At 67.9% G+C, this 11,935-nt stretch carries 14 protein-coding genes; 9 read left to right on the top strand and 5 right to left on the bottom strand.

What is annotated here, in order from left to right; translation table 11 throughout:
* Window positions 1–28: 28 nt before the first annotated feature.
* The 4 genes from ACFWUR_RS23155 to ACFWUR_RS23140 all read right to left on the bottom strand — a co-directional run bounded on the left by ACFWUR_RS23155 (window position 29) and on the right by ACFWUR_RS23140 (window position 2,700).
* Window positions 29–328, bottom strand: a complete 300-nt coding sequence (locus ACFWUR_RS23155) for a Dabb family protein (protein WP_378909506.1) — start codon at window positions 326–328, stop codon at window positions 29–31.
* A 68-nt stretch (window positions 329–396) separates the two neighbouring features.
* Entirely contained in the window at window positions 397–975 is a 579-nt protein-coding gene (locus tag ACFWUR_RS23150) for a neocarzinostatin apoprotein domain-containing protein (protein WP_378909505.1), read from the bottom strand.
* Between the two features lie 19 nt (window positions 976–994).
* A complete protein-coding gene (locus ACFWUR_RS23145; RefSeq protein WP_378909504.1) occupies window positions 995–1,585 on the bottom strand; it encodes a neocarzinostatin apoprotein domain-containing protein in 591 nt (196 codons plus the stop codon).
* Complete coding sequence (locus ACFWUR_RS23140; RefSeq protein ID WP_378909502.1) at window positions 1,582–2,700, bottom strand: hypothetical protein; 1,119 nt, start codon at window positions 2,698–2,700, stop codon at window positions 1,582–1,584. Before ACFWUR_RS23140 ends, ACFWUR_RS23145 begins: the two co-directional genes overlap by 4 nt.
* A gap of 236 nt (window positions 2,701–2,936) precedes the next feature.
* On the opposite strand from ACFWUR_RS23140, the gene ACFWUR_RS23135 reads away from it, so the two are divergent.
* From ACFWUR_RS23135 to ACFWUR_RS23095, 9 genes are read left to right on the top strand one after another with little or no spacing between them, the layout of a single operon-like run.
* Complete coding sequence (locus ACFWUR_RS23135; protein ID WP_378909501.1) at window positions 2,937–4,565, top strand: nitrilase-related carbon-nitrogen hydrolase; 1,629 nt, start codon at window positions 2,937–2,939, stop codon at window positions 4,563–4,565.
* Entirely contained in the window at window positions 4,562–5,371 is an 810-nt protein-coding gene (locus ACFWUR_RS23130) for an oxidoreductase (RefSeq protein ID WP_378909500.1), read from the top strand. Before ACFWUR_RS23135 ends, ACFWUR_RS23130 begins: the two co-directional genes overlap by 4 nt.
* 43 nt (window positions 5,372–5,414) lie before the next feature.
* Window positions 5,415–6,380: an alpha/beta hydrolase family protein gene (locus tag ACFWUR_RS23125; RefSeq protein WP_378909498.1), complete on the top strand. Its 966-nt coding sequence runs from the start codon at window positions 5,415–5,417 to the stop codon at window positions 6,378–6,380.
* Complete coding sequence (locus tag ACFWUR_RS23120) at window positions 6,374–7,495, top strand: Rieske 2Fe-2S domain-containing protein (protein WP_378909496.1); 1,122 nt, start codon at window positions 6,374–6,376, stop codon at window positions 7,493–7,495. The genes ACFWUR_RS23125 and ACFWUR_RS23120 overlap by 7 nt, the downstream gene beginning before the upstream one ends.
* Complete coding sequence (locus tag ACFWUR_RS23115) at window positions 7,492–8,181, top strand: hypothetical protein (RefSeq protein ID WP_378909494.1); 690 nt, start codon at window positions 7,492–7,494, stop codon at window positions 8,179–8,181. Before ACFWUR_RS23120 ends, ACFWUR_RS23115 begins: the two co-directional genes overlap by 4 nt.
* Window positions 8,178–9,095 (top strand): hypothetical protein, encoded by a 918-nt coding sequence (locus tag ACFWUR_RS23110; protein WP_378909492.1) that lies wholly within the window; start codon window positions 8,178–8,180, stop codon window positions 9,093–9,095. The genes ACFWUR_RS23115 and ACFWUR_RS23110 overlap by 4 nt, the downstream gene beginning before the upstream one ends.
* Window positions 9,092–9,880 carry an SDR family oxidoreductase gene (locus tag ACFWUR_RS23105; RefSeq protein WP_378909491.1) on the top strand — a complete coding sequence of 263 codons (789 nt, stop codon included), beginning with the start codon at window positions 9,092–9,094 and terminating at the stop codon, window positions 9,878–9,880. Before ACFWUR_RS23110 ends, ACFWUR_RS23105 begins: the two co-directional genes overlap by 4 nt.
* Window positions 9,877–10,533, top strand: coding sequence for a hypothetical protein (locus ACFWUR_RS23100; protein WP_378909489.1), 657 nt, complete (start codon window positions 9,877–9,879; stop codon window positions 10,531–10,533). The genes ACFWUR_RS23105 and ACFWUR_RS23100 overlap by 4 nt, the downstream gene beginning before the upstream one ends.
* Window positions 10,533–11,276, top strand: coding sequence for an arylmalonate decarboxylase (locus ACFWUR_RS23095; protein WP_378909488.1), 744 nt, complete (start codon window positions 10,533–10,535; stop codon window positions 11,274–11,276). The genes ACFWUR_RS23100 and ACFWUR_RS23095 overlap by 1 nt, the downstream gene beginning before the upstream one ends.
* Here the strand turns inward: ACFWUR_RS23095 and ACFWUR_RS23090 are convergent.
* Window positions 11,230–11,922 (bottom strand): LPXTG cell wall anchor domain-containing protein, encoded by a 693-nt coding sequence (locus tag ACFWUR_RS23090; protein ID WP_378909486.1) that lies wholly within the window; start codon window positions 11,920–11,922, stop codon window positions 11,230–11,232. The genes ACFWUR_RS23095 and ACFWUR_RS23090 overlap by 47 nt on opposite strands.
* Window positions 11,923–11,935: the final 13 nt, after the last annotated feature.

The raw sequence follows: 11,935 nt of genomic DNA, 5'->3' as shown, positions 1-11,935 counted from the left end.
GATCGCGGACCCGCGGGAAGTGCGCGGACTACCCGCGATAGTCCACGACGGCTCGACCGGCCAGCCGGGGCGCCAGCCATCGGGCGACCTCCTGATGCGCCGGATGCTGTTGATAGGCAGCCAATTCCGCTTCGGAGGCGTGCGTGGTGGTCAGGCACAGGTCATAGGAGACCGGTGTGTCGAGTTCGTCGAGGAAGACGGTGAGCGAACGGATGTGTGGAACAGCGCCGTCGAGGGCCGACAGCAGAGCACTTGCCTGGTGCGCATCGGCTCGATGCTGGAACTTCATCAGCACGATATGGGTCAGACCCTGGTCGCTGGTCGGCATCGGGGTACTCCGTTCGCGGATCGGCCGGACGGCACGGCGGCGACAAGCCTCCGTGCCGTCCGGGGATTTCAGTTGTTTCGGCCGCGCCTGCGTACTACGACGGCTACGGCGACCGCGGCGATCACCACCACGCCCGCGGCGATGCCGACCGTCATGGCGGTATTGCTGTCGGCGTCCTCGGACTCGGCCTCGGCCGTATCGGTCGCGGTCGCCGGCGTTTCGGCGGCGGGGCCGAAGGTCAACGGCACCGAGGCGAGGATCTCGGTCGCGTTCGTCAGGCTGGTGACGCTGAGCGTGCAGGCGCCGGGCGCTGCGGCGCAATCGGTGGTACCGACGGCGGCTACCAGGGTGATCGCCTCTTTACCCGGGTTGGGTTGCCACCGCCCCTGCCCGTCGGCGGCGCCGAGCATCGAACCGGCGAGATGACAGTCCGCGGGACCGGTGATCTGCGGTGTGCACTGCCCGACCGCCACCGCGGGCATATTCGGGGGCAGGCCGTCCAGCGTCACGGTGACGGTCTGCCCGGCCGCGAGTCCGGTGGACTTACTCACCTGCAAAGCCGGTGCGGCCGTCGCCGGGGTCGCACTCCAGATCGCGGCGACCGCGACGGCCCCGAGAATCCCGAGCGGGGTACCGATGCGTTTCATATATTCCTCCTGATGGATTTCACAATCGCCGCCGATCGGCGAGGGCACTACCGGCGACGATCACCAGCAAGCCCGCGGTCACCGCCCACAGCACGGTGGATGGGCCTTCGGTATCGGAGTCGGACCGCAGCGCGGCAGCCGGGGCAGGAGCCGGTGGCGCCGGCGGGCCGGAACCCGCGAAAGCCACCGACACCGCAGCCGAATTGGCGGCGATGACCGCGGGCGGTTCGGTGCCCGGCAGCGGTGCGGCCGCGATCACGCACTGCTGCTGGGTGCAGTCGATGGCGTGAAACGTGGGGTGCGCGGTCAATGTCAGCGGGCCGAAGGTGCCGTCCCCGCCGATATTGACGAAGGTCGCACCACCGTCGAGATCACAGTCCTTCAGCCCGTTGGTGAAGCCCTGTTTGCACATGCCCACCGCGACCGCCGCCAGACCGGCTCGAAAGCCGCTGCCGCTGACAGTGATTCGCTGTCCTTCGGTCAGATCGGCGCTCGCACTGACCTGTATCGCGGCGGGCTCCTGCGCGAATGCCGCTGCCGGAAAGCCGATCAGACATCCGCCGAGCAGTGCGGCCGCGGCCGCTCGGGTCGTCGTGGCGAAACCGTTCACGGCGCGCCTCCTTCGTTGTGTGAGCTGAGCACGCGCTGCGGAGGTGAGGCTGCAGGGTCGTGCCTGCCACAGAGCCGGGCCGCGACGAGTACGCAGGCGGCCAGCACGGTCAGCGCCGATCCCGTACCGACGACCCGACCGAGCAGATCAACGAGTCCCAGACCGGTCGAACCCGCGATCGCCGTGACAACCGCGGTAGCGGCGGCCCGATCGGCGCGCAGGCACACCTGCTCGTCGAGGGCCGTCATCGCACGGGCCGCCGCCGCCAGGGTCACGGCCAGCCCGATCGTCAGCAACACCGGCCCCGATGCGGTCGCCACGAGCACCGGTCCGCCTGCCGCCAGGATCAACAGCACGGGCACGGCGACCGGCCGACGCCCTGGCAGCGCGACCACGAATACCGCGGGTGTGGCAGCGAACAACAGCCAGGTGAGCTGCTCGGCTCCGAATTCGTTCCAGCGGAACAACAGCAGATGCAGCGCGGGCAGTACGGTGCCCCCGACCGCGAGTCCTACGGCGACATATCCCGCCAGCGCAGCACGGGGCACCGCGCCGATTGTGGCCGCGCGGCGCGACATCGGTGCTTCGGCGAGGCGTGCTCGCAACAGTCCGGTGCTCACACCGAGGATGGCGGTCAACGCCCCTGCGGCGATCACACCGGCTCCGGGATTCTCGTAATACCGGCCGCCCAGCCACGCGGCGGCGACCAGTCCCGCTGTCGCCGCCGCGTGCATGACGAGAAAGCTCTGGCGGCCGAGATCGGCTGCGAGGGTGCGACCGGCGACCAGTAGCGGCCCGGTGACAGTGCCGGCCACCAGCACCGCGACGGCGAACACCGCGACGGTATCCGCGGCGCCCGCCACCAGAACGGCGATGCCCGCGAGAACACCACACGCACTGGCCATTTCGACCGAAGTGCGCAACTGCCACAGACACAGCAACGCGGCGAACAGACCCAGCACCGCGCCGGTGAGCACGAGGTAGCCGACCACCGCGCCGGGCAGTCCGACCACACCGCCCAGGGGTTTGGCAAGCAGCACCAACTGCCCACCGGCGACCGGTCCGGCGATGACTGCGCAGAGTGCGGCCGACACGGATGCGCGATGTCTCGTCATCCTCAACCTCCACTCGTGTTCCACTGAGAGAAACACAGTTTCACGATTGACATATTGAACCCGCGGCGCCAACCACTGTCAAGACAGGCTGAAAAAGCGACGTTTTCACGAATTACGGGCGCGTGAAATGTCGAACCACCCCTGGACAGATCCTTCACAGGGGTACAGAATCAGGGCACTGTTGGAAACAGTGTTTCGTTCTACGAAACGCTGGACGAGTGAGAGGGTCCGAGTTCATGACCCGAGTCGCGGCCGCACAGCTCGCCGCGGGAACCGACGTCGCGGTCAACCTCGACGCCTGCCTCCGCATGATCGACGCCGCGGCCGCCGCGGCCGCCGAACTGGTGGTTCTTCCCGAATTCTGTAACCACCTATCTTGGTACGAGGACCGTGCGCACGCGCGCCGAATGGCCTGCACACTCGGCGACGCATTCTGCGATTCGATCGCGCAGCGGGCGCGCCGACATCGGGTGTTCGTGAAGATCGGCGTCACCCTGGCCCGTGCCGACGGCCGCACCACCGGCACCAGCCTGCTGTTCGGCCCCGACGGCGAACTGCTCGGCGAATCCGACAAGCAGATCCTGATGGGCGCCGAGAACGACTATCTCGATCCGGGCCCGACCGAATCGCCGGTGCTCGAGACTCCCCTCGGCCGGATCGGTATGTACGCCTGCATGGAGGGCGTCATCAACGAGGTCACCCGGTCGCTGGCACTGCGCGGGGCCCAACTGTTGCTCAACAGCCTCAACTCCTTCGCCATCGACGAAGCGAGCCTGCACATTCCGGTACGAGCCGCGGAGAACAAGGTCTGGGTGGTGGCCGCCAACAAGGTCGGCCCACTGCTCCCCGCCGACCAACTGCCCTCGATCGCGGACCGCCTCGGGGTGCCGCAGGATCGGCTGCACGGTGCGGGCGAAAGCCAGATCGTCGGCCCCGACGGCGTCCCGGTCGCGGTTGCGCCCGCCACCGGTGAGGCGATCGTCGTCGCCGATATCGACGTGTCACTGGCCGATGACAAGAGCCGACCGGACGGCACCGACATCCTCGCCGCGCGCAGGCCCGAGCTCTACGCCCCACTCACCACCACACCGCGCGGGCGACGCGCGGCGGCCGGGGCCGATTCGCTGAGCACCGCGCTCGCGGTCGCCGACCCGGGACTACTGGCCCGACTCGCCGCCGACGGAGTCGAGTTGATCGTGCTCCCCGAGCTCGCGACGATTGCGATACCGGACGTCGTCGACGCGCTACACGGCACAACGGCACACGTGGTGCTGAGTGTGCGCGCCGGCGGTGCGCACCACGGTGTGCTGGTCACCGCCGACGGGGTGCTCGGCCGTCAAGCTCAACTGCATCCGACCGAACACCTTCCGTGGCTGACGGACCCGGGCACCGCAGTGACCGTCTTCGACGTGCCATGGGGCCGACTGGCCATCGTGGTCGGCGACGACGCGCTCTTCCCCGAGACCTTTCGGCTGGCCGCGCTCCAGGACGCCGACGTCGTGGCCGTGCCCTGCGCGCCGACCGAACCGTGGGAATTGGCACTCGGTCTGTCCGAACGCTCGGCGGAGAACCGGCTCAATGTGGTGGCCGCCGCTGTCGATGAACACGGCGGGCTGCGCGGCGCGGTGTACGCGCTCAGCCCCGATTTCACGCTGTGGACGGCGTGGAGCGGCCCGTTCACCGGTGTGATCAGCCACCCGATCGTGACCGCCGCACCGCCCGGCGCAGCCGATGTCCGGGCGACCGTGCGGCCGGCGCAAGCCGTGAACCGGAACGTATCCAAAGGCACAGACCTGGTGGACGGACGCCCTCGGTGGCCGCTGGACGAGGCAAGCGCAGTGACGACAGAACCGGAGCAACGATGAGTGAAACCGTGCGCCACGTCGAGCAGGTGGTCGACGCCACCGCCAGAATCGACGTCACCGAGACGTTCCAGGAATGGCGAGATCTGTTGAGCGGGCTGAAATCCCGTATCGCCGAACGCTTCGAGCTGACCAGAGATCCCTCGACCGAGGCCCTGGAGGACTACGGCGACGCGGCGACCGGACCATCGGGGAGTCTGGCCGCCTATACCGGCCCGGAGATCGACTGGCTGGTGCATTCCTGGATCGGCGACCCCCACACCGGTTTCGTCAATCTGCATCTCACCGCGTGGCTCGGACCGCAGATCCAGGTCCCGCATCTGGGCGTCGCGCTGCTGCTGTGGCCGCAGGGCTGGTTCTATGTCGATGCGGTACCACGCGGCGATCTTGTCGGCGACGGCGATTATTTCGACAGCTACTACGCCGACAATGACGCGCCGTGGTTGGCCTTCAAGGAAGAACATCCCGATTTCACCTGGTTCACCAGCCGCACCGGCTTCATCCGGTCCAGCCTGTCCCCCACCGCGTATTGCTACTCCTTCCCACCGAATCAGGCCAATCGCGAGACGGTCGCCGAGATTCTGACGGCTCGGGTCGAGCAGTGGCTGGGGTGGGTGGACGCGGCGACGCCGGTGCCCGTCGATGAGCGGGCCCGGTTGGCGGAGCGAGACCTGGCAATCCGTCGCAATATCGCCGAACGCGATCCCGCGAATGTTATGGGCGAGCGGATGTTCGGGGCGGATCTGACCCAGCGTCTGGTGCGTGGCCTGTGGGGCGGCGACCGAGTTCTGCCGAGGCCCGTCGGATGAGTGCGCACCCGATCCGCCCACACCACGTCGATGAGGTGCCTGCGTGAGACTTGTTCGTTCACTCTGGTGGTCGGCCCGCACCGCGGGAACCGCACCGTTCGATACCGCCCATCTGAAGGTCTACTACCCCGCCGTCGCCACCGGCGACGATGCCGAACGCCTGACCGGCGTCTTCGCACCCGATCCCGCGACGGTGCCGTATCCGGTGGTCGTGTTCGTGTCCGGGGTCAATGTCGGCCAGGACTCCTACCGCCGATTCGCCACCACGATCGCCGACAGCGGTTTCGTCGTCGTGACTTTCGACCGGGTGGCCGAATTGTTCGGCGGTCAGCGCGGTCTGACGTGCGGCGTCGACCTGGCCGCCGCCCGCCCGGATACCTACGGCACCCGCCCGACCTGCCCGACCATCGGCGCGGTCATCGACGCCCTCGCCGAGTTGAACGCGCAGGGCCCGCTGCGCGGGGCACTGGACCTGAACCGGATCGCGCTGGGCGGACACTCGGCAGGCGGCACCGTGGTCTTGCAGTCGGCACGCTTCTTCGATTCCGTCGCGGCGGTGTTCGCCTGGGGCGCGCACACTTTGGTGGCGAGCATGCTCGGCTGGCCCGCGGGCACCGTGCTGCCCGCGCAGGTCGATTGCCCGGTCCTGCTCGGCGTCGGCACCAATGACGGTGTGATCGCGGGCAGTGCCGACCGCTACGGCGAGGAGGGCGAGACCCGCCCCGATCCGGTGGCTCGCACCTTCCACGAGGCGCTGCCACCAGGCGAGCACCTGCTGGCCGTCATCGAAGGGGCCAATCACTTCGGTATCGCCGATGCCGATCCGACCGCCGCCCGCGCCTTCCTCGACGGCGGCGACGACGCGGATGCGCTGACCCCGTTCGCGCGCCTGACCTCCGCATTCCTGCGCACCCACCTGTGCGACTCGGCAGCAGCACGAACCGAACTCGCCGAATTCGTCGCCGCGGACATCCTGCGGCCCCACCGATCGGAGCGAGAACAATGCTGAAGAACTTCTGGTACGCACTGGAATTCGCCGACAAGGTCGGCCGCACGCCGAAGAAGGTGACCTGCCTCGGCCAAGACTTCGTCCTGTACCGCACGAAGGCAGGGTCGGTGGTGTGCCTGTCGGATCTGTGCGTACACCGCGGTGGCGCCCTGTCGATGGGGACGGTCACCGACGACTGCATCGCCTGTCCGTACCACGGCTGGCAGTACAACGCCGAAGGCGCCTGCGTGCGGATCCCGGCCAATGCCGAGGATCGGATCATCCCGAAGAAGGCCCGCGTCGACGCCTACCCCACCCAGGAGCGCTACGGCATGGTGTGGGCCTTTCTCGGCGATCTGCCCGAGGATCAACGCCCGCCGATCCCGGAAATCCCCGTCCACGATGATCCGAGTTTCCGGGTCGTGCAGTTCGAAATGGAGGTCGAGGCGAACTACGAGCGGACCTTCGAGAACGTAGTGGATGCCTCGCACACGCCCTTCGTGCACGGCACCAGGTTCGGCAATCCGGACAAACCCGAGATTCCGAGCTTTTCCATTCGCCAAGATGATTGGTCGGCGGAGGCCGATATCCAGCTCAGCCCGCCGCCGCCAGGCGGGCTGTGGGGGCTGCTGTTCCGGAACAAGCCCCGCCCCGAGTTCGTGACGGTCACCAACGGCTGGTACCTGCCCAACGTGGTGAAACTGCACATCAGGCTACCCATCGGTGATCTGCTGCTCTACGACTTCAATATCCCGCTGTCGCAGGACCGCACCCTGATCAAGATCCTCGGCTACCGCAACTTCTTCACCGGCAAATGGGCCGACGCCGACACCCGCAGAAGAATCAAAGCGATCCTGCTGCAGGACAAACCGATCGTCGAGGGGCAGCGCCCGGAGCTGCTGCCGTTCGACCTCGCCGACGAATTGCATGTCCGCAGCGACGCGCTGCAAATCGCGTACCGGCGCAGGCGCACTCAGCTGATCAAGGACGGGTGGTGGCTGGGCGAGGACGACACCATCACCGGCGACGGACCGCGTCGAACCGCCACCGTGATCGCCTCACCGGCCCGCCGCGACAACCCCGAACTCGCCCAAGCCTGGGTGCACAAAGCCCGCAACGGAGGAACACCGCGATGAGCCTGCCCACCGCACTCAGCGACCGCACCTTGCAGTCACTGAGCACCGCACTCGAACTCACTGTCGCCGAAGATATTCCGCTGATCAGCGCGATGTCACCGGAGCCGGTCGGCAGGCTGCGGGTATTGCACGGCGACCGGATCGACAAGCTCGTCGCCGTCGATCTGGTGGTCCCCGCGATCCACCTCGACAGTCATATGCTCTTCGCCTTCACCCCTCCCGACTCGGCGGTCCCGCATTTCACGCTGGATTCGGTGCACGGCGGCGAGTACTACGCCATGCACCTCGATCTCGTTCCGCGTGCCGATCTGGCGGTGAACCTCCCCTACCTCGATGCCGCATTCCTGCCGCTGACCCCGCTACTGGAGGCGGCCTGGCAGCTCGACGGTGTGTCGGCGGCGGCGATCGGTCCGCGGCAGCGGGCGATGATGTCGCCGTGGATGGTTGTCTGCCGAGCCACCGAAACCGCTTTCCGCGCGCTCGACACCACCGTCGACGACTATCTGCGGCACTGGCTCACCCTGGTGGACAAAGGAGTTCCCGCGGTCGACGCCGATACGGCCGTCCGCGACCGCGTGAACCGGGCGAATCTGTTCAGCCCGGAAGTGGATCCGGTCTGGGCGCAGGTGGCCCGACTGCTCGGTGACGATCAGACCGCGTGCGTGCGGGCGGAGCTGCTCGCATGACCGCCGCCGAAGCGCCGAGCCGGTGGCAGCAACGCATCGCGGGTGAATGGGTCGGCAGGCCGTCGCTGTTCGCCGCCGACGGCGTCTGGCGCGGTTTCGAAGACATTCGCCGCTCATCGGTCTTCGCCGACGGAACGACGACCTACTTCATGGACGGCGGTCTCACCGGCGGCGGCGAACTCGCCGGCCGGTTCGCGCTCGGTGCGCCGTTCGCCTTCGGCGTCGTCGACTCCGACAGTGATCGCCTCTACACCGGCCCCGACTTCTACGGCGCCGGGCGACCGTATGGCGGCTTCGTCGACGCGCACTACTACGGCCCCGGTTGGCAGGTAGGTTTGAACACCTGGAACCTGACACTCGGTGACACCCAGGTGTACTCCTCGGTGCTGTACCAGGGACCGGCCATGGTCGGGGTGTTCAACGGCGTCTACACCCGCGATCCGGCGCTCGCCGACGAACTCGTCGAGCACGAAACACGCTGCGGAGCTACTCCTTTCGTGCTGCCGACCAAAGACGCCTGCCGCTATGTCGGTGACTGCGAGCTGTGGGGCGCCGACCAGCGACGCCACGGCACCGTACGCATCACCATCGAGGTGACGCCGTTGAGCCTGTTGACCGCCGAGCACCACGTCACCTGGAGCGGCGCACTCGAACGCGAATACCAGGCGACGGTGCGCCGTGACGGCGTGCGCTCGTTCCACGAGGGTCCCGGCGCCTGGGGGAACGCGACGTCGTACGGCCGGGCCAACTACCCGGTGTTGCACTTCCCCGACGGCGGCAAACTCAACGGACGGGAGTTCATGATGGACGCCGAACCCGGCATGGGCGCGGGTGTCGAGCTCGCGGTGGTCTACGAACTGTTCGAGCACAACAGCCTCAGCGCTGTTTTGCACGGGGTACTGGTGCGCGCATGAGCGGGCCGACGACCAGCACCGTCGTGGTGACCGGCGGCACCCGCGGCATCGGGCTCGGCATCGCCCGCGCCCTGCTGCAACACGGGCATCGAGTCGCGGTGTGCGGCACCGATACCGAGCGGATCGACACGCTGCGCGCGGAACTGCCCGACACCGAACTGCTGGTGGTACCCGCCGATGTCACCGACCGGGAGCAGCTTCAGGCACTCTGGGACGCGACGGTGGCCCGCTTCGGGGGCATCGACGTCTGGATCAACAATGCCGGCATCTCGCACACCCGTACACCCGTGTGGGAGCTGCCCGCCACCGATGCCGCGAAGGTCGTATCAACCAACCTGCTCGGCGCGATCAACGGATCCGCCGTCGCGATCGCGGGGATGGCGGGCACGGGCGGCGGACACGTCTGGAATATGGAAGGCCTCGGCAGCGACGGTCGCACGGTGCCAGGACTGTCGGTCTACGGCGCCAGCAAACGGGCGCTGACCTACCTGACCAAGGCCTTGGCGAAGGAGGTCCCCGCCGGGGTGTCCGTCGGCTTGCTCAGCCCGGGCATGGTAGTCACCGACCTGCTGACCCACGGCTACGCCGACCCCGAGGAACTGGCCAAGGCGCGCAAGATATTCAACATCCTCGCCGACCGCGTCGAGACCGTCACGCCCTGGCTGGCCGAGCGCGCCCTCACCCACCGACGCAACGGCGCCCACGTCCGCTGGCTCACCACACCGAAGGTGATCGGCCGCTTCGCCACCGCGGGCTTGCGACGACGCGATCTGTTCGCCGAATGAGCACGGATGCAGTGGATTACCCGATCTCGCTGGCGATCGAGGATTTCGCGCCGGTGCTGTTCACCACCGCGGGCGTACTGCTGCTGCGCCGGGTACTCGGCGGCGGACCGGTACCGGTAGCGGCCGCGGTATTCATCGGCGCGGGCGGTCTCACCAAGGCCGGTGCGAAACTGATCGCCGCGGCAGGCGGGCCTGCCCCGCCGTGGCTGAGCGAGATGCTGTTCCCGTTGCTGACGCTGGGATTCGGCTTGCTGTGCACGGCCGCGGCCCGCACCAGGACGGGTACCTCGCCGCGCTGGCTCCGGTATCTGGTTGTCGGACTCACCTCGGCCTGTGGTCTCGGTGCCCTGCTGGCACGCGATTCGATCCCGATGCTGGTCAGCACCACGGTGTTCGCGACCATCACGGGGATCTACTTGATCGGCATCGCCCGCGACCGCGGCGACACCGTGGCCGCGGGCTTGTTCGGCGTGCAGCTACTGAGCTTCTACGTACTCGGTCCGCTCGCCTCCCGCCCGGACCAGACAGTGGCGTTGCAGTGGATCGAGCAGTTGTGCAACACCGCGGCCCAAGCCGCATTCCTGGCCGCCGCGTGGCGGCTGGCCGCCGCCACGGCGGTCTCCGAGAAAGCCTTGCAACCGGGAGATGAGTAATGCCTGACGTACTGGGCTGGCGACGCAAGTTCGGCGTACTCGCCCCCTCGACGAATACCGTGGTCGAACCAGATTTCGGCCGCATGAGCGTGCCGGGGGTCACCGCGCATTTCGGCCGCATCCACATCCGCGACCAGAACATGGGCGACGACGCGGGCATGGCAAATCTGCTCGCACAGATCCGCGCCGAAATGGACGGGACCTGTGCACGGATCATGACCTGCGAACCGGACTACATGGTGATGGGCATGTCGGCCGAAACCTTCTGGGGCGGCGTCGAAGGCAACCGTAAATTCATCCAGCAGATCCATGCGGCGACCGGACTGGAGGTCGCCACCGGCGCCGAGGCATGCCGCCGGGCACTGACGCTCTACGGCGCGAAGCGAATCGGCGTGGTCACGCCCTATCAGCCGATCGGCGACGAGAACGTGGTCCGGTTCTTCGGCGAGCTCGGCTTCGACGTCGCCGCGATCACCGGGCTGCGCTGCCCCACCGCGGTATCGATCGCCCATGTCACCGAGGACACACTGCGCGGCGCCCTGCGGGAGGTGGACGGCGACGACATCGACGCGCTCGTCCAGTGCGGCACGAACCTGTCCATGGTGAGCCTGGCCGATGAGGCCGAGCGCTGGCTGGGTAAACCGGTGATCGCCATCAATGCCGCGACCTGGTGGATGGCACTGCGCGACAACGGCATCAACGACCGGATCGAGGGTGCTGGTTCGCTGCTGCGTGAGCACTGAATTCTCGCCGCAGCCACAGACCGGTGCTCACCAATCCCGCGGCGAGTACCAGCTCGCCCGCATTGCCGAGCACCGGCACCACCGGCGTCGCGCCCGCGACCAGGGTCATCGTCGCCGCCGCGACCGCCAGCACCGGGTAGCGGCGCCGACGCCACAGCACGAGCCCCGCCGCGAGCACGACCAGCGCCGCGATGATCGCGGGCAACGCGCCGAGGGCCGAGCCGCCGGTGTACCCGTAACGCAGTGTCCCGGCCCACCACTTCGGCTCCAGCACGAGCCCGAGGACGCCGTGCCAGCTCCCGATCACGATCAGCGCCGCGGTCAGTACCATCGCGCCCACCCGGACATCAGTCCGCCGTGCCGCGGGCACACCCGCATGGTCGACCGCGGCGCGGGCCCACAGCACCAGCAGCGGTGTCAGCACCGCGTGCAAGGCGAAGCGCGGCAAGCTCAACGTTTCGAGCAGTCGCCCGATCCCCAGTGTGCTTCCCATGGCGATGATGGCGTTGTCGTAGCACAGCGCCACGCACAACACCGTGGGAAGCACCAACATCCGGCCGCCACCGGCCCGAATCCCGGACAGACCGAGCCACGCGAGGGCAAGGTGGCCGATGGCGAGCAGGCCGAACAGTGCCGAAACGATCACGCGAGAACTCCCC

The sequence above is a fragment of the Nocardia sp. NPDC058633 genome (genome assembly GCF_042717045.1).
Taxonomy (GTDB): domain Bacteria; phylum Actinomycetota; class Actinomycetes; order Mycobacteriales; family Mycobacteriaceae; genus Nocardia.
The sequence above is the reverse complement of the archived record's forward strand: the minus strand, read 5'-3'. Positions and strand labels throughout refer to the sequence as shown.